The following is a 17,725-nucleotide window of genomic DNA, read 5'->3' as shown; positions in this document are numbered from 1 at the left end:
AAACAGCCTAAATCGACCAATCCTCTACTGCCCAGCGATGCGACAACGCATGAGCATGTAGCGCATCGTCGGGTGACACACAAATAGCCACATCCGCCCACTCAAGCAGTGGAATATCATTTTTGGAATCTGAATAGGCATAAGTTTTATTAAAAGTCGTGCCTGCTGATTGCTGCTTCTCTAGCCATTTATTCAGATGGTAAATCTTACCCTCTTTAAAGTTTGGTTTGTCGGTAAGTTTACCCGTATAGCGCTCGTTTTTTATTTCAAGTGGCGTCGATAGCACATTGGCGTCTTCAATACCGAAACGCTTGGCAATGGCTGATACTACAAAATCATTGGTTGCAGAAATAATCACCACTTCATGACCTTTTTCAACATGCTGACAGAGTACTTCCATCGCTTTTGGGCGTATGTGCGGCTCGATTTCCGTCTTAATATAATCTTCGCGTAGCTCATGTAATCTATCCATTGGTAAGCTACTCAAAAACTGCGCCACAAATTCATTATATTCGGTCGCATCAAGCGTACCTTCGATGTAATCTTGATAAAACTTTTGGTTGGCGGTGCGATATTCAGCTTCGTCAACCAGATTATACTTGACGATATACTCGCCCCATAAATAGTCGCTATCGACGTCGAGCAAAGTATGATCTAAATCAAAAAGTGCCAGCTCTTTTGGAGAAAGTTTTGCTTGTGTTGCCTGCATAATGAGACCTTATTTTTTTTTGTTAAAGGACAGAAATACAACTGTTTTTTAATAACTTCCGCTTTGGAGATAGATAATGATATGAAAAAATTTCTCAATAATTTTTCGTGAATGCTACTGTTTACCAAACAAAATTATGGTAACTTTATTTATATAACTTGTGGTTAGGCTGTGTCCTCAATCTGAACGAAAGTGCCTAAATGGTGCTAAAAATGGTGATACGCCCTAGTATCTGTTTTACTTACTTCATCATAAAAATAGAGAATCGCATGGAAACGCCTGATGTCAAAAATGTTTTGCCAAGTAAAACGCGTCGCCCTGCCCGTTCGATCAAAGAAATCAGACAACGTCAGCTGGGTAAAAGCTATCAATCACCTTTCGACCGTATACTGTATGCGCTCTTAAATGGTGTGATGTACGGCGTTGGCGGTTTACTGATCGATCTTGCTATCGTGGTTATTCGCTCAATAGCTGGTATAGGTAATGGCGACGTTTTTTGGTTATTCACCCCATTTATGTTGGTCGTAGGCGCAATCATGGGTTTTATCGTTGGTAAAAATGCTGGCGCTGAAAGCGTCAATGCACTCAACATCAACGAAACAACCAATCATAACGCTTACCTTAATGACTACTCTATACGCCATGATATTTTTCGTGGACTGATTATTGGTATTATCATTTTTGCCATTATTTGGCTGGTCATGATGCTGATGGTATAAAACCTCTCTATGTAAAAAACGTTTGCCTTATTTATTTAAAAACAATAGATCAATATCAGACAATTCAAGGATTCTTTATAAATTTCTACTTAATCAGGCATAGCTACTTCTGTTAAGCCCGTTTTAAATTTTTGACAACGCTCCGCATAATGCATCGCTGATAATTTCAACATCGCTGCTTGCTCGTCCGTTAAGGTTTTGACCACCTTCGCAGGCGCACCCATGACGAGTGAGTTGTCTGGAATCTCTTTGCCTTCAGTGACCAACGCCTTAGCACCAATAATGCAATTTTTACCAATTTTGGCATTGTTCAATACCACTGCACCGATACCAATCAAACTGTTATCACCGACTTCGCAGCCGTGCAGCATCGCTAAATGACCAATGGTAACATAATCACCTATTTTGACCTCAATGCCTGCATCAGTATGAATGACGCTGTTTTCTTGCACATTACTATAATCGCCGATATGAATGCGTTCATTGTCACCGCGAATCACTGCCCCAAACCACACATTAGCTTGATGACCCAAATAGACATCACCTATCACTCGTGCTGAGTCTGCGACCCAACCACTAAAAGGTACCGCGAATTCGGGCACCTTGTCTAAATATTGATAAATCATAACGGCTCCTTGTTATATATAGTAATGAAATAGGTCAGTCATGAAAATTAGTCATGAAAGCGAATCATAAAGACCAGATATCTCGATTTGATGTCCATTGTGGCAAAGCCAAAAGGGAAAATCCAGCGCTATTAACGGCTAATAATTAAAGGCATACTTTTCAATCTAAAAATCGGCTGGCTATCTGCGGGCAGATTGTATATAATGCGCAAAATCTGTGCCTAAGCGAGCGGACATGATGCAAGTTACCTATTCACTATCTAGTGGGTTTTGTAGTTTCCATCAATAATGTCTTCTCGCTTTTTTGTGGAAAAATTTTGGGTTTAGGTGTTTTTTAGTATCCATTAATAGCAATTTTTGCGATACAAAAAAGCCGCGTTCAATCCAAAATTTAATCATAAAAAATTATGGCACTCACCAATAACAGCGGAGGCAAACCTTGAATTCATCGGCAGAAATACAAGCAATTTTGGCATTAGCAGACGGTACGATTTTTCGCGGTGTGAGTATCGGCAGTCTCGGTCATCGTGTCGGTGAGGTGGTGTTTAATACAGCCATGACAGGGTACCAAGAAATCCTAACCGACCCAAGTTATGCGCGCCAGCTGGTCACCCTAACCTATCCGCACATTGGCAATACCGGTACCAATAGCGAGGACACTGAGTCTGGCAATGGTCATCAGGTATGGGCAGACGGTCTTATCATCCGTGATGCCACCATGGTTACTTCTAACTTCCGTAACTCAGAATCATTAAGCGACTATTTATCACGTAACGATACTGTCGCTATCGCTGAAATTGATACCCGTCAATTGACCCGCCTACTACGTGATAAAGGCGCACAAAATGGCTGTATTATGACCGCATCCAACGGCGAAACAATTAGCCATGATGACGAGCAACAAGCCATCAAATTGGCACAAGAGTTTGCTGGTATCGAAGGCATGGACTTGGCAAAAGAATGCTGTACTAAAGAGACGTTCGAATGGACAGCAGGTACGTGGGACTTATCAGATACCCTACTTAACCGTGATGCCATTGGCAGTCATGATAGCGGTACAGGCGGATTTTTCAAGCAACTAGGCACGCATATCGAAGCAAAATACAATGTCGTTGCTTATGACTTCGGTAGCAAAACCAATATCCTGCGTATGCTGGTTGACCGCGGCTGTCATGTAACCGTCGTTCCTGCACAAACGCCTATCGCAGATGTGCTGGCGATGAATCCAGATGGTATCTTTTTATCAAACGGTCCTGGCGACCCTGCAGCCTGCGACTATGCTATCGATGCCGTACGTCATATCATTGAAAAAACTGATGTACCAACCTTTGGTATCTGTTTAGGTCATCAGCTGATTGGTCTAGCTAGCGGCGCAAACACCATTAAAATGAAAACCGGTCATCACGGTGCCAACCATCCAGTACAAGATGTGGCAGCTGGCACAGTTATGATTACCAGTCAAAATCATGGCTTTGCGGTTGATGAAGACACGCTGCCTGATAACGTTAAATCTACCCATCGCTCACTATTTGACGGTACCAACCAAGGTATCGAGCTGACCAACAAGCCAGTCTTTAGCTTCCAAGGTCATCCAGAAGCCAGCCCAGGTCCGCATGACTGCGCGCCACTGTTTGATAAGTTTGCAGATATGATGGCAAAGTCTAAGATAGCGAAGGCTTAAATAATGAAAAGTAATAACGGTAAATTACGATTTCTTTTTTTAAAGCATACTGTTATTACTTTTGCTTTATCGATTGCTGCTAGTCAAGCTGCATTGGCAGATTCATGTAAAGCAGTTGATAAAAACTTAGCAGCGCATTATAAGTCTATGAGGAATTATTCTAATTATTATGGGAATAATGATTGGGATTTATTCAAGAAGGCTACAGCTAACTTTTATGATGTGGTCGCAAGCTATATTAGCTTACCTAATAGTATATCTTGTGAGCTGAGCCTTGCTAGCGCTACTGGGGTAAATATTCAGACTTCGATGGATGGCAAGTTTCGCACTCTATCTTGGGATGAGCTTAATGGCGGTACTATGCACCACTTTGATGGTTTGATTCAATTTCAAAGTGAACAGACAGATCATATATTAACTAATGCCATAAACCGTGATGTTATGGCAGTGAAGACTATCAAACTGCCTGATGAAAAAGACAGTGAGAAAACGATCTATATGCTTATTGAGCGCGGTATTTATTCAAATATTGCTCGTAGCGAATCTATCAATCTCTACGAAATTAAAGGTGATAAGCTTATTTATCCTAATATTATTCAAACTTCATCAAGAACTACTAATGCGCTTGGGTTTGAGTATAGTGCTCATTCTCCAAATGGCCCTATAGAAATGCCGTTCTTTCGTTACGAGCCTAAGAATAAGGTAATAAGCTTCCCAGTTGTGATTAAATCAGAGGAATACATATACAGTGAGATGACTAACCGTCTGATCAAGTATCAGTTCAAAGACGGTTTGTTTAGAAAACTTACGTCTTAGTTTTAATACTGCTAGTCACTAACTAAAAAGGTTGAAACATGATGTGTAGTAAAATGATAAAAAGCATATCAATTAAAATTCGATTACTTTTCTTATCTTTAGTGTTAGTCATGGCGACATCATCGGCTCACGCACAGATTAATACAGTTGCTGCAGTTACCACCTTGTCGGATAATAGTGAATACAATCAATTCGTTGCGAAATATGGCGATGATCTTGATGCCGAAATGTATAGCGAGTTTTCATTGCCCGATTTAAGTTTTGATGAAGCACAACTGGCTGAGTCCATACTCGATCGTATTTACAATTTATACCCTATCGCTTTTTACAACTATGCCTTTGATCAAGATGTGGCTGGAATAACTGAACAATACGATACTTATAGTCAGGCTTTAAGTACTGGAGACCTTGAAAACGAAAAAAAAATGATGGCTCAATGCCTAACGTACGCCAATCAACCTTCAAGGTATAAAAGATTTGCTCAGTATTTTGCCTACGAATATGTTGATGATCACTCTATTGAAGAGGTGAAAGATGGTATAACAATGCTAAACCACTTTTTTATAGACGATCTTGTAATGGCATCTCAAATAGGTGATATCAACGACCTAGATAGTGATTTTAATTATAAATTAAAGCAACAAGGCCTTGAAGACGCTTATGAAGATTTCCTCAACTCAGCAGATTATAAAGAGATTAAAGAACTGACCAATCTAAGAGTTGGAGAAAGAAGTGGAGAGCCTGTGATGCCTTTATTTATATATGCTAATTATATGACTTGCGGATATCTAGCTAGAGGAATTATGCATAAACGTATTAATTAGCAATAGCTGTGGAGCAGCACTTTTATTTCTTGGTCTGTCTATTTGTACGTTAAACTAACTTTTAATATGAACAATTTTTCGCATTCATTACCATAGAATCAAAAGTGTTGTTAAAAATATATAAATGAAGCTCGTACACATATTTTTTTATCGTGAACTATCATCACTTTGTAACGAATCAAGCTATGACTGAACTACCGCTATATCAAAATGCTATTTCTCTAAATTTTCTTTAAATACTTAATAAATCCCAATCCGCCAAAATAGGACTTAAAAACATTATGCCAAAACGTATCGACATAAAAAGCATTCTTATCATAGGCGCAGGTCCTATCGTCATCGGTCAAGCATGTGAGTTTGATTATTCGGGTGCACAGGCCTGTAAAGCGCTAAAAGAAGAAGGCTACCGCGTCATCTTGGTCAACTCAAACCCTGCGACCATCATGACTGACCCTACCATGGCGGACGCGACTTATATTGAGCCAATTACTTGGCAGACCGTTGAGCAAATCATTGCCAAAGAACGTCCTGACGCGATCTTGCCAACCATGGGTGGTCAGACGGCGCTAAACTGTGCCTTAGAATTAGACAAGCATGGCGTCTTGACCAAGTACAACTGCGAATTGATTGGCGCGACCAAAGACTCAATCGAGATGGCAGAAGATCGCAACTTGTTCGATAAAGCGATGAAGCGTATCGGCCTTGAATGTCCGCGCGCTGAAACCGCTGAGACCATGGAAGAAGCATTTGCGACCCAAGAAAAAATGGGCTATCCGTGTATCATTCGTCCGTCGTTCACCATGGGCGGCTCAGGCGGCGGTATCGCTTATAACCGCGATGAATTTATCGAGATTTGCGAACGCGGTTTTGACTTATCACCAAACCATCAATTGCTAATCGATGAATCATTAATCGGTTGGAAAGAATACGAGATGGAAGTGGTTCGTGACAAAAACGACAACTGCATTATCATTTGTGCGATTGAGAACTTTGACCCAATGGGTGTGCATACTGGCGACTCAATCACAGTTGCGCCAGCACAGACCTTGACCGACAAAGAATACCAAATCATGCGTAATGCCTCATTGGCAGTACTACGTGAAATCGGCGTTGAAACCGGCGGCTCAAACGTTCAGTTCGGTATTAACCCTGATACTGGTCGTATGGTCGTCATCGAGATGAATCCACGTGTGTCACGCTCATCAGCATTGGCATCAAAAGCAACGGGCTTCCCGATTGCTAAAATCGCGGCAAAACTGGCAATTGGTTACACGCTAGATGAATTGCAAAATGACATTACGGGTGGCAAAACGCCAGCCAGCTTTGAGCCTGCGCTTGATTATGTGGTCACAAAAATTCCACGTTTTAACTTTGAAAAATTCCCACAAGCAGATAGTGTTTTATCAACCCAAATGAAATCGGTTGGTGAAGTCATGGCGATTGGTCGTAACTTCCAAGAGTCGATGCAAAAAGCATTACGTGGTATGGAAACTGGCAATGATGGTTTTGATGAGCAAATTGACTTTGCTGCTATCAAAGACGGTAATCTGAGCATTGAAAAAGCACGAAGCGAGATTACCAATCGCTTAACCATTCCAACGCCTGAACGTATTTATTATATTGCGGATGCTTTCCGTATTGGTATGAGCGTCGATGAAGTATTCAACTTAACCAAAATCGATCCATGGTTCTTGGTACAAATCGAAGATATCGTGAAAACTGAAGCTCAAGTCAAAGCCTTAGGCTTCGGTGGTTTAAGTGAGAAGAACTTACGCAGCTTTAAGCGTAAAGGTTTATCAGATTTGCGTTTAGCAAAACTCCTTGGTGTCTCACAAAAGCAACTACGTAAAAAGCGTTGGGACTTAAACGTCTATCCAGTCTATAAGCGCGTCGATACCTGTGCCGCAGAATTTGCCACCAGCACCGCCTATATGTACTCAACCTACGATAGCGAATGTGAAGCCAACCCAACGAATAACAAGAAAATCATGGTTATCGGTGGCGGGCCTAACCGTATCGGTCAAGGTATCGAGTTTGACTATTGCTGTGTCCACGCAGCCCTTGCTATGCGCGAAGACGGCTACGAGACCATCATGGTCAACTGTAACCCTGAAACCGTTTCGACCGATTATGACACCTCTGACCGTTTATATTTTGAGCCAATCACGCTTGAAGACGTATTAGAGATTGTGCGTATCGAAAATCCTGATGGTGTGATTGTACAGTTTGGTGGTCAAACACCATTGAAACTGGCCCGTGCCCTTGAAGCTGCTGGCGTAAAAATCATTGGTACTAGCCCAGATGCGATTGACCGCGCAGAAGACCGCGAACGCTTCCAACATATGATTCAGCAGCTGAATCTTATCCAACCAACCAATGCTTTAGCGACGAGCTTAGAAGATGGTTTGGTCAAGGCAAAAGACGTTGGCTATCCTCTAGTTGTACGCCCATCATATGTACTGGGTGGTCGCGCGATGGAAATTGTCTATAACGAAGACGAGCTAAGACACTACTTGCGTACCGCGGTACAAGCATCAAACGAAGCGCCCGTACTATTAGACCGCTTCTTAGACGATGCGATCGAAGTCGATGTCGACTGTGTTAGCGATGGTACTGACGTCGTGATTGGCGGTATCATGCAGCATATCGAACAAGCAGGCGTGCACTCTGGTGACTCTGCCTGTTCATTGCCACCTTACTCATTGTCTGATGAGCTGTGCGATGTGATGCGCGCGCAAACGGTCGCCATGGCAAAAGAGCTTGGTGTTGTCGGCTTAATGAACGTACAGTTTGCCGTAAAAGGTGAAACGATTTATATCTTAGAAGTGAACCCTCGCGCTGCCCGTACCGTGCCGTTTGTCTCTAAATGTATTGGTACTTCTTTAGCACAAATCGCGGCACGCTGCATGGCTGGCACCTCACTAAAAGACCAAGGCTTTACCACTGAAATTGTTCCAGCATTTTTCGCGGTCAAAGAAGCGGTATTCCCGTTTGCTAAATTCCCTGGAGTTGATCCAATCTTGAGCCCTGAGATGAAATCAACGGGCGAAGTGATGGGCGTCGGTAAAACCTTTGGCGAAGCATTTTATAAAGCCATTATCGGTAGTAATGAGCGTCTGCCAGGTCTACCGACCGAAGGCGAAACCAAAACTGTCTTTATCTCAGTACGTGATAGTGACAAAGCACAAATCGCCCCTATCGCTCGCCAGCTTGTCGACTTTGGTTTTAACATTGTATCAACCACTGGTACGCAAAAAATATTGAGCGACGCCGGTATTGAGTGCAAGCAAATCAATAAAGTTACCGAAGGTCGCCCGCACATCGTCGATGCCTTGAAAAATGGTAAAATCGACCTTATTATCAATACCACTGAAGGCAAACAGGCACAAGAGGATTCATTCTCTATCCGCCGTAGTGCCCTGCAAGGTAAAGTATTTTATGTGACGACTTTAGGGGCGGCAGACGCGGTTTGTAAATCTTATGCCATTGACCTACCGTTTGAGGTCTATAAGCTACAAGATTTGCACGAACAAGCAAAGACTATTGCTTAGCTCTATTGACTTAGCAGCATAATTTCAGTAGATTAAGCATAACGGCAACGCTCGTTTAACAGCGGATGCAAAACTTGTTATCGATTTTTATATAACAGTAGTGCTTTAAAAAACGTACGGCTTAAAAAAGCAGTACTTCAAAAAAATAAAGTTTTAAAAAGATAGACCTAAAAAGCATAGTGGCTAAACTGCGACTATGCTTTTTATTACGTAAGGTTAATGTGCCTTGTCTGTCAGTGTATCCATGCTCACAGATAAGCGCGTGTTTAGTTGTTACTCAGTCTAAACCTCATTCTTTTTATATCTTCACATACTCATTGCAACAACACTGACACCATCTCACTATTCACTAAGAGTAGGAGATGGTGTGGTGTTATTGGTTTAAGGAAAAAACATGCAACGTTATCCCATGACTCCGCAAGGACATGCGGCTCTAGAAGCCGAATTAAAACAGTTAAAAAGTATCGACCGTCCACGCATCACTGCTTCTATCGCTGAAGCCCGTGAACACGGCGATTTAAAAGAAAATGCTGAATATCATGCAGCTCGTGAGCAGCAAGGTTTTTGTGAAGCGCGTATTCGCGATATCGAAGCCAAACTTGGCGGCGCGCAAGTGATTGATCCTGCAACATTACCAAAAGATGGTCGTGTGATATTCGGCGTGAGCGTCGTTATCGAAAACATGGACACCGGAGAAGAAAAACAATACAAAATCGTTGGTGATGACGAAGCAGACTTTAAAGCGGGTAAAATCTCAGTCAATTCACCGATCGCACGTGGTTTGATTGGTAAGTCTGAAGGCGATGAAGCACGTATTGAAACGCCAAAAGGCGTGGTCGAATACGAAATCATGAAAGTGATTTACGATTAATTTTTCTTATTTGAGAAATATCTGGATAGAAAGCCTTTAATAGCAATTCTTTGATAAATAAAAAGCTTTTGATAACAGAAGCATTTTAACGCGAATCAGCTGGCAATTTGCTTAGCAAATGAGCGTAGAAAGTAGTACACAACCTCATTATGAATAGAGCAGAAGTTACACAACGCTGCTTTTTTAGTCTGTTTTTTTTAGCGCATAATTGCTCGAGTATAGATGCTGAGCCTTGTAACTATTACAAATGTCTCATTATAAACATTAGACATCAGTGCTTAGCAACTGACTAAAATAATGATGGAGAGATAGCGAACGTTGGCTATCATTAGTATCTTTACCCTCGTTATTTGACATGGTTTACATGCTCATTTGACGGGGGTTTTTCTTTTCTAGCTGTTGTTTTCTAAGCGTTATTTTTTACGCTTTGCTTTCTACTACTACATTAGCGGCTTTATTTACTGTTATCTTAAAGGAATCTATTATGACCATACACATCGATATGCCAGCGTTACTGACTATAAATAAGAAGGCATTTACCCAGCACAGCCTCATCAAAAAAAGCGTGATAAGCACTTCTATTCCAACAATCTTAGCAGGCGCTTTATTGACGGTATCTACCGCACATGCTGCGCCTGAGATCGCCATCACTTCGTCTGCTGGTATTAGCACTACCGTCGTTGAGCAGTATTCTGACGGTAAAACCGCGACCATTACAGCGACACCACACGGCATCACTATGCAAGACGGCATGCCTTATGCTGTGACTCAAGTAACTAACGTTCCACGCTATACGGTTCGCCAAGTAGCCAGTAATGGTGCGAGCAATACGGTCGTCACCCAAGGCAGCACCACGGTTACGAGCGTACCTGTGACTAACCAGATGACCAATCAAACAAGCAAGGTTGATGTCATAGCTGTGCCGACGACTAGCGTGACACAAGTATTGCCTGTGACGACGGCTACCCAATTGCCAGTCATCAATACGCCAACGACAACCGTAGTGACGAACCAACCTGCAACGACGCAAATAGTATCTACGTCTTTAGATGCTCTGCAACTGACACCGACCTTTAGTACGCCTGACGTGGTGAATGCACAAACCAAAGTGATGAAAATATTAAAAAACAAAGATGGTCGCGAAGTGGCTGTACCTGCGAACCATATCGCACCTGGCGACATCATCGAATACCACACCACTTATACCAATACCACGGCACAACCCGTCACTGACATCAATGCCATGGTGTCACTGCCAAATGGCGTGCAATTGGTATCATTGAATAGCCCACTACCAACGCTTGCGACAACAGGTGGCGACAGTTATCAGACTATCCAACAAGTTGGCAACACTGTAGTCATCACAGAAAATTACTCTGGACTCAAATGGAACTTGGTAGATCTTCCTGCTAACGCACCGCAAACGGTTGTTATACGTGCGAAGGTTCAGTAAAAATTAGATTTGAAAGTTTAGATTTGAAAGTATTGTTATTTAATTAATCTTAAAATTAATAAAAGGTCTTGCCGGCTAATTTCCTAGTCAGCAAGACCTTTTTGATGAGTGTACCTTATTCCTTAACAACCAACCTTTTGCTATAGTGCTATTAACTCAAAACAAATATCCGGTCATTATTTCCATGTATAAATTTACTCCTCTCTATTCATTGGCTTTTATCACTTATGGCTGTATTTTGAGTTCTATATCTTGGGCTGAAGCTGCCGAACCAGAATTTGACGCTAGCTTTTATATGTCAAAAATTTGTACTGCCTATATGAGTAAAGACGGTCATGAATATTGCGATGATGGTTATATCCTTAAAAGCAAAACGTTAAATAATGGCGAAGTAATAGAAACTGTGCTTATGGATGACATGGGTAGCTACGGCTGGAACCATACTTCGCTCAAAAAAATCGATAAAGATACTTATCATGTCTATATCGGCTGTGGTAGTCCGTGCGGCACTAATATACTATTTGGTCGTGGGGATAAAAAACAAAATTTCGACCTATACTTTGACTTTGATACGAAAAGTCAGTGTAGTGTTGAGTATAACAATGACCAAAAACTCTGGGTTGCCCGTCATTTTTTCTCCGATAAAGAGGTAGCTTTATCTTCAACTCATGGCAATAGTGAATCTGCGATTTATCCCAAGTACGATGCTGAGTTCGATAAAAAAGGACGTCTGATTATCAAAAACCACTTCTCAGATGAAGTGGTTCAAATCTTGCCTAACCCCTGCTCCTCTCATTAAAAACTTCATAAATCGCACGACAGCAGTTGTCGCATTTAATCTATTTTTCTCTAATAATTACAGTGACTTACAAGCCTATTTGCTAAAATAATAGCCTATAAATGAATTGGTAATCTCCTATTATGGCCACCATCAATTATGAACGACTACAAGGCAAGCTTAATATTTTAGCGGATGCTGCTAAATATGATGTTTCTTGCTCATCCTCCGCTGGTACGCGCAAAAACCAAGGCGGTGGGCTTGGCGATGCTTCTGCAACTGGTATTTGTCACAGCTACACTGAAGATGGTCGCTGCGTCAGCTTGTTAAAAATCCTCTTAACCAATCACTGTATTTACGACTGTGCTTATTGCACCTCACGTAAAAGTAATGACACCCCGCGCGCTGCTTTTAGCGTCGAGGAAGTCGTTGATTTAACCATGCAGTTTTATCGTCGTAACTATATCGAAGGGCTGTTTCTGAGCTCAGGTATTTTTAAGAGTGGCGATTATACGATGGAGCGACTGGTTGAGGTCGCTAAGATATTGCGGACACGTGAACGCTTTAATGGCTATATCCATTTAAAGACCATTCCGGGTGCATCAAAAGAGTTGCTGTTAGAAGCGGGATTATACGCCGATCGTCTCAGCGTTAATATCGAGATTCCAACGATATCTGGCTTGGCTTTACTCGCACCAGAGAAGTCGCATGATGAATTAAAAGCACCGATGGAAACCGTTAAAACTGAAATTATTACGATCAAAGAGAGCCGTAAAACCCATAAAAAAGCACCGAAATTTGTGCCAGCAGGTCAAACCAGTCAAATGATTGTTGGCGCGAGTAACGAGACTGACTTGCAAGTGATTCAGCTATCGAGTCATTTTTATCAGCAATATGATTTGAAGCGCGTCTACTATTCAGGCTATGTGCCGATGTTGTCTGACAGTCGCCTGCCAGCGATTGGGACGCCTATGCCAATGATACGTGAAAACCGTCTGTATCAAGCGGATTGGCTGATGCGTTTTTATGGTTTTGGCGCGCATGAAATCGTTGAACCAGACTCGCCATTTTTAGATTTAGACTTCGACCCAAAGCTTGCTTGGGCAATCCGCCATCGCGAGCATTTTCCGGTCAATATTCAAACCGCAAGCTATGAGATGATTGTCCGCATTCCCGGTATCGGCACCAAAACGGCTAAAAAGATAGTGAAGGCGCGCAAGTTTAACCAGTTGACACTTTATCATCTCAAAAAAATGGGCGCGGCTGTCAATCGCGCCAAATACTTCATCGCAACTACCGGAAAAAACGAACATTTAGCGCATTTAACGCGTGATAACTTCCGGCAATATGTATTGGCACAGACGCAGACCAAGTATAAAGATCAACGTAATGGGCAGCTGGCGCTGTTTTAAATAGCACTGTTGTAATTAGCATTGTTTCAATGATTACTATTTTAAATAGGAATATAGATGTCACAACTGCTGCAAAGCCACGACTATACTGTCGGTCACTTAACACCCAGCATCGTGCTTTATGAGCCAAGTTTTGAGGGTTGGCTGAGTGCGGTATTTTATGTCTATGCCAATAAACTGCAAAACGATGATTCTCTACAGTTAATCGCCCAAGACTGCTATGTACCTTCATTAATCGCACAAGCGACTAGCGTTACTACTGATGAAGACAATGCCGAACGCGTACTGACCAAGCTTAATCAGCTCTTAGGTCGTTCCGGTATGCGTAATATCCTTTGGGGATTTTTATCCGAAAAAGACAATATCGGTACGATTTTATTTCAGGTAGTCAAATATGCCATTGACTACCCTAATCGCTCTATCATGGAGGATTTGGGTAATCTTAATGTTTTAGAGCTGGTGCAAACTGTCAAATCAGTCGGTCGTGAGAAACATCGTATGGAAGCCTTTGTACGTTTTGAGCATACCAATGACGATATCTATTTTGCGCGAGTAGAGCCTGATTTTAATGTCTTACCGCTAATTGGCGAGCATTTTCGTCAGCGCTACCAAGACCAACACTGGGCGATTTATGATTTATCCCGTGGCTATGGCATTTATTATGACAAGAACCAAAGCACGCCTAAACGCCCCGCTGCCCTGCAAACCATCACTGATTTAGATGATACCGTGCTGCGCAATCCTGCCAGTATTCATAGCGAGGATGAGCAGCGCTATCAAAAATTTTGGCAAGGTTACTTTACCAACGTCAATATCAAAGAGCGTAAAAACCCACGTTTGCATAAGCAATACTTGCCGCAGCGCTATTGGAAATACTTAAGCGAAAAACAAGTACTGCCAAATGCTGAGCATTTACAGAAACGTCGTTAACGGCTTTTATCCTTCGATTCAAGCCTTTATGCGTCTCTCTCTTAGAAACTCGACCATATAACCTTATCTTTTTATCTTGATGGTTGAGTTTTGGCGGCTTTTAACTGACAATAGCCACTTGTTATTATCAACTGGTCACCAATGCCATTATGAAAGTTATGCGCTTATTATCGTCTTTAAAGCATGATGAATCCGAGCGCGGTATTTTTCATCTTGGACGCGCATTGGTCAAAAATGGCCATACCTCCATCATCGTCTCTAGCGCCGATGAAGATAATGATCTGGTCAAACGCCTAAAGCGTGATGGCAATAACTATCATCAGCTGCATATGAATAAAAAGTCTTGGCTGTCGTTACTACAAGTCACGGCGCTGCGGCGTTTAATTGAAGAGTACGATCCTGACGTGATCCATGTGCACTCACGCACACCTGCATGGATACTGCATTTAGCATTGCGCCGCGCCCGTGTCAAGCGGATACCAAAGCTAGTATCAACCATGTATGGTTTTTATCCAATCAATAAATACTCTCAAGCCTTACTCGATGTCGATACCATCATTACTGTCTCCGATAGTGTGACCAATTATCTAAAAAAAGGCCTGCGCCGAGAAGATGCAGACCCCAAAGTCATCAAACGCATCTACCGTGGTATCGATACGCGCCGCTATCCTTATCGTCATAATCCATCTGTTTATTGGTTACGGCATACTTTTGCTGAATATCCTGAGCTTGAGCATAAAAAATGGCTGGTATTTCCAACCATTATTGGCAACGAATATGGTCAGGAATGGCTGATTGATATTTTGGGCAACTTGCAAGAGCAGTTCCCTAACATCCACGTCATTATCATGGATGATGATTATAGAGATGGTGACGTCGCGCATGAAGATTTCCGCCAACGCACTAATACATTAGGGTTGGCTGATCGAATTACTTATGTAGGTAGCAAACGTAATGACATGCGTGAATGGCTCTCAGCCGCCAATATCGTGATGGCGCTTGCGAATGAACCTGAATCAATCGGCATCAACGCCTTACAAGCGATTCATTTAGGCACGCCCGTTATTGGTTGGGATCAGGCCGCATTTAGTGAGATTTTACAGCCGCTATATCCTCAAGGGCTGGTCAAAAAATACAATGCCAATGCGCTATGTAAAGCCGTGAGAAATCAATTAGAAAGCATCACACGCCCTGAAATGACCAACAAATTCACCATGCGTGAGATGATTGAAGAAACCCTCGCTGTCTACCAAGGTTTATACGACGACTCGCTCGCAGAGGAACAAGCTGCAAGCGATGCCGCTGCTGTCAAAAGAATTAAAAAGACGCTAAAAAAGTCCTCTAAACCCACTAGTAAGAAGCCTGAGTCTGTTTATGTCGCGCTTGCACCAGCCGATAAACAAACTAAAGTAAAGCTTATCAAAGAAAAACCTAAAGCGATGAGTACTTCAAATCCGCTTACTGACTCAGAAACGCTTCAAGATCATAAAGACCTGTAAGCCTACTACTTTGTTACTTAGGCTAATATCTAACAGCTTGCTGGGGCGTGTTTTCAAAATGAATTAGTTCATACAAAAAAACGCGGCTTCTATTTTTAAAAGCCGTGCGGGAAATCACTATGGTTATTTAAACATCAAATTAAATGGCTATTAAAATGCTCACCTAATAAGTCGTTGGGGTGTGCGCACTAACAATGCGAGTCACGCCATCAGTAGGGTTGATAAAAGTATGCGGGCGAATGGTATCAATCACGTAGCTATCACCTTGGTTTAATAAATACGTCGTCTCATCGATACGGATAAGAATCTTGCCTTCAATAACGGTGCCAATCTCTTCACCTTCGTGGGCGATTTTTTCTTCCGTTGAGCTGTTCGGTTGATACACCTCAATCAAAAAACCCAAATTCTTGGTAGTGCTACAGTTATATACCTGTCTTAGCGACACTCTGCTACTCGGTTCGCTCAGCTCCAACAAATCCTTCGGCGTTACCACGACTCTCGCCTTTGGTTCCTTCCATTCATCACTAAAAAACGTGGTTAAATCAGAACCCAATACCGCCAAAATTGCCTTTAGCGTATTCACTGCTGGACTGACTTTATTGCGCTCAATGGAGCTAATAGAAGTATTGGTTAATCCCGACAATTTCGCAAGCTTACGTTGCGAGTAGCCTTTTGCGAGGCGCAGCTGATTGATCTTTTTACCGATATCCTCTTCTGGCGACTCGTCATTTTCGGCTGACATCGCTGTCTCAGAGTCTGTCAGCTCATCTTCATCATCACCACTGATGTCGTCATCTGTATCGATATCAGCCGCCTTATCGCTGGCAACATCAGCGTCAATGCTGTTATTAATATCAATGTCAGTGCTGGCATTGTCTACATTGCCTTCAGTAGTGCTATTCAGTTTGGGGTTTGCTGGCATAGTGAATGAATTCCGTGAATAGAAATTTGGACAAGTCGTCTTGTGCATAATTTAACTCAGGATGCCATTGTACACCAATCATAAATGGATGTTGCAACAAGCTGATGGCTTCGACCAAACCATCAGGCGCTAGAGCCTCAACTGATAAACGCGCGCCTACTTTATTAATTGCTTGTTTATGTAGCGAGTTAACGTGCCATTTCTCACCAAAGGCGGCAAGCCTGCCATTTGGTTGAATAATCACGTCATGAACTGGCTGATACTGCACTTCAAGTGGCTGAGTATTGTCCTCTAAATGTGGCTCATAAAACCCCTTTACTTCCCGCCAATCAGGATGTAGCGTGCCACCAAAATGCACATTCATCTCTTGCAAACCTCGGCAAACCGCCAGTAATGGAGTGCCAGTCTTGTCTGCATAATCCAACAATTTAAAGCTCAGCTCATCACGACCCAAGTCTTGTTTCGCTTCGATATGCGTCGCGCCATAACGCGTTGGTGCCACGTTACTATAACTGCCCGTTAACAAAATCCCATCTGCGATATTCAGTAGCGCCTCAAAGTTTTCGCTATCGGCAGCAGTATTTGGCAGCAGTATGGGGTTGCCACCATAAAAATTCACGGCATCGATATATTTTTGATACACCGCTTGTGCTGGCTGCCCATCAACCATCTTATGACAAGAAACAATAGCAATAATAGGTCTAGAATTTTTCATACCGTCTTCCCTAGTTATAACAAATAGACCTCATCGTCTATATTGCTCAATCCTTTATTTAGCTAAAATTTAACACAGCATCTCATAAAATGTAAACTATAAATCTCAATATTGCCGATATTAATAATAAAATTGGAAAAATGCATTAATTTAAGATAATTTTAGGGGCTGTAGTAGATAAGCACTATGCTAGACTACTTTTATGAAGATAACCCGTTG

15 protein-coding genes are annotated in these 17,725 nt (G+C 42.2%); 11 read left to right on the top strand and 4 right to left on the bottom strand.

The window, feature by feature from the left end; genetic code table 11:
• Nucleotides 1-7 precede the first annotated feature (7 nt).
• Nucleotides 8-709 (bottom strand): HAD family hydrolase, encoded by a 702-nt coding sequence (locus JFC08_RS11785; protein ID WP_198330834.1) that lies wholly within the window; start codon nt 707-709, stop codon nt 8-10.
• A gap of 269 nt (nt 710-978) precedes the next feature.
• On the opposite strand from JFC08_RS11785, the gene JFC08_RS11780 reads away from it, so the two are divergent.
• Nucleotides 979-1,428 (top strand): hypothetical protein, encoded by a 450-nt coding sequence (locus JFC08_RS11780; RefSeq protein ID WP_198330833.1) that lies wholly within the window; start codon nt 979-981, stop codon nt 1,426-1,428.
• An 89-nt stretch (nt 1,429-1,517) separates the two neighbouring features.
• On the opposite strand, the gene JFC08_RS11775 is transcribed toward JFC08_RS11780, so the two are convergent.
• Nucleotides 1,518-2,054: a gamma carbonic anhydrase family protein gene (locus tag JFC08_RS11775; protein WP_198330832.1), complete on the bottom strand. Its 537-nt coding sequence runs from the start codon at nt 2,052-2,054 to the stop codon at nt 1,518-1,520.
• 439 nt (nt 2,055-2,493) lie between these two features.
• Here JFC08_RS11775 and carA point away from each other — a divergent pair, with 439 nt between their 5' ends.
• From carA to JFC08_RS11725, 10 genes are all read left to right on the top strand, one after another.
• Nucleotides 2,494-3,735: a glutamine-hydrolyzing carbamoyl-phosphate synthase small subunit gene (gene carA, locus JFC08_RS11770; RefSeq protein ID WP_198330831.1), complete on the top strand. Its 1,242-nt coding sequence runs from the start codon at nt 2,494-2,496 to the stop codon at nt 3,733-3,735.
• Nucleotides 3,736-3,738: 3 nt separating this feature from the next.
• Complete coding sequence (locus JFC08_RS11765; RefSeq protein WP_198330830.1) at nt 3,739-4,551, top strand: hypothetical protein; 813 nt, start codon at nt 3,739-3,741, stop codon at nt 4,549-4,551.
• A gap of 38 nt (nt 4,552-4,589) precedes the next feature.
• Nucleotides 4,590-5,375 (top strand): hypothetical protein, encoded by a 786-nt coding sequence (locus JFC08_RS11760; protein ID WP_198330829.1) that lies wholly within the window; start codon nt 4,590-4,592, stop codon nt 5,373-5,375.
• A gap of 281 nt (nt 5,376-5,656) precedes the next feature.
• The gene (gene carB / locus JFC08_RS11755) at nt 5,657-8,926 is read left to right on the top strand and encodes a carbamoyl-phosphate synthase large subunit (protein ID WP_198330828.1); all 3,270 of its coding nucleotides are present in this window, start codon (nt 5,657-5,659) and stop codon (nt 8,924-8,926) included.
• A 394-nt stretch (nt 8,927-9,320) separates the two neighbouring features.
• Nucleotides 9,321-9,797, top strand: coding sequence for a transcription elongation factor GreA (greA, locus tag JFC08_RS11750; RefSeq protein WP_045445504.1), 477 nt, complete (start codon nt 9,321-9,323; stop codon nt 9,795-9,797).
• A gap of 484 nt (nt 9,798-10,281) precedes the next feature.
• A complete protein-coding gene (locus JFC08_RS11745) occupies nt 10,282-11,250 on the top strand; it encodes a hypothetical protein (RefSeq protein WP_227697760.1) in 969 nt (322 codons plus the stop codon).
• A gap of 184 nt (nt 11,251-11,434) precedes the next feature.
• Complete coding sequence (locus JFC08_RS11740) at nt 11,435-12,049, top strand: hypothetical protein (protein WP_198330827.1); 615 nt, start codon at nt 11,435-11,437, stop codon at nt 12,047-12,049.
• 122 nt (nt 12,050-12,171) lie between these two features.
• Entirely contained in the window at nt 12,172-13,440 is a 1,269-nt protein-coding gene (locus tag JFC08_RS11735) for a putative DNA modification/repair radical SAM protein (protein ID WP_198330826.1), read from the top strand.
• A gap of 57 nt (nt 13,441-13,497) precedes the next feature.
• Nucleotides 13,498-14,370, top strand: a complete 873-nt coding sequence (locus tag JFC08_RS11730; RefSeq protein WP_198330825.1) for a TIGR03915 family putative DNA repair protein — start codon at nt 13,498-13,500, stop codon at nt 14,368-14,370.
• Between the two features lie 149 nt (nt 14,371-14,519).
• Complete coding sequence (locus tag JFC08_RS11725; protein ID WP_227697759.1) at nt 14,520-15,869, top strand: glycosyltransferase; 1,350 nt, start codon at nt 14,520-14,522, stop codon at nt 15,867-15,869.
• A 163-nt stretch (nt 15,870-16,032) separates the two neighbouring features.
• Here JFC08_RS11725 and JFC08_RS11720 read toward each other — a convergent pair whose 3' ends face one another.
• Both JFC08_RS11720 and JFC08_RS11715 read right to left on the bottom strand, forming a co-directional pair.
• The gene (locus JFC08_RS11720) at nt 16,033-16,791 is read right to left on the bottom strand and encodes a cupin domain-containing protein (protein ID WP_109590839.1); all 759 of its coding nucleotides are present in this window, start codon (nt 16,789-16,791) and stop codon (nt 16,033-16,035) included.
• Entirely contained in the window at nt 16,766-17,506 is a 741-nt protein-coding gene (locus tag JFC08_RS11715; RefSeq protein WP_198330824.1) for a gamma-glutamyl-gamma-aminobutyrate hydrolase family protein, read from the bottom strand. The genes JFC08_RS11720 and JFC08_RS11715 overlap by 26 nt, the downstream gene beginning before the upstream one ends.
• Between the last annotated feature and the right edge of the window lie 219 nt (nt 17,507-17,725).

Source organism: Psychrobacter cibarius, from assembly GCF_016107535.1.
In the GTDB taxonomy this organism is placed as follows: Bacteria; Pseudomonadota; Gammaproteobacteria; order Pseudomonadales; family Moraxellaceae; genus Psychrobacter; species Psychrobacter cibarius.
Note: the sequence above shows the minus strand (reverse complement) of the source record. Positions and strands in the feature narration are given on the sequence as shown.

Excerpts from the sequence above, each read along its gene's own strand:
- JFC08_RS11785 (WP_198330834.1), bottom strand. The coding sequence starts at position 709 with ATGCAGGCAACACAAGCAAAACTTTCTCCAAAAGAGCTGGCACTTTTT.
- JFC08_RS11780 (WP_198330833.1), top strand. The coding sequence starts at position 979 with ATGGAAACGCCTGATGTCAAAAATGTTTTGCCAAGTAAAACGCGTCGC.
- JFC08_RS11775 (WP_198330832.1), bottom strand. The coding sequence starts at position 2,054 with ATGATTTATCAATATTTAGACAAGGTGCCCGAATTCGCGGTACCTTTT.
- JFC08_RS11765 (WP_198330830.1), top strand. The coding sequence starts at position 3,739 with ATGAAAAGTAATAACGGTAAATTACGATTTCTTTTTTTAAAGCATACT.
- JFC08_RS11760 (WP_198330829.1), top strand. The coding sequence starts at position 4,590 with ATGATGTGTAGTAAAATGATAAAAAGCATATCAATTAAAATTCGATTA.
- carB (WP_198330828.1), top strand. The coding sequence starts at position 5,657 with ATGCCAAAACGTATCGACATAAAAAGCATTCTTATCATAGGCGCAGGT.
- greA (WP_045445504.1), top strand. The coding sequence starts at position 9,321 with ATGCAACGTTATCCCATGACTCCGCAAGGACATGCGGCTCTAGAAGCC.
- JFC08_RS11745 (WP_227697760.1), top strand. The coding sequence starts at position 10,282 with ATGACCATACACATCGATATGCCAGCGTTACTGACTATAAATAAGAAG.
- JFC08_RS11740 (WP_198330827.1), top strand. The coding sequence starts at position 11,435 with ATGTATAAATTTACTCCTCTCTATTCATTGGCTTTTATCACTTATGGC.
- JFC08_RS11735 (WP_198330826.1), top strand. The coding sequence starts at position 12,172 with ATGGCCACCATCAATTATGAACGACTACAAGGCAAGCTTAATATTTTA.
- JFC08_RS11730 (WP_198330825.1), top strand. The coding sequence starts at position 13,498 with ATGTCACAACTGCTGCAAAGCCACGACTATACTGTCGGTCACTTAACA.
- JFC08_RS11725 (WP_227697759.1), top strand. The coding sequence starts at position 14,520 with ATGAAAGTTATGCGCTTATTATCGTCTTTAAAGCATGATGAATCCGAG.
- JFC08_RS11720 (WP_109590839.1), bottom strand. The coding sequence starts at position 16,791 with ATGCCAGCAAACCCCAAACTGAATAGCACTACTGAAGGCAATGTAGAC.
- JFC08_RS11715 (WP_198330824.1), bottom strand. The coding sequence starts at position 17,506 with ATGAAAAATTCTAGACCTATTATTGCTATTGTTTCTTGTCATAAGATG.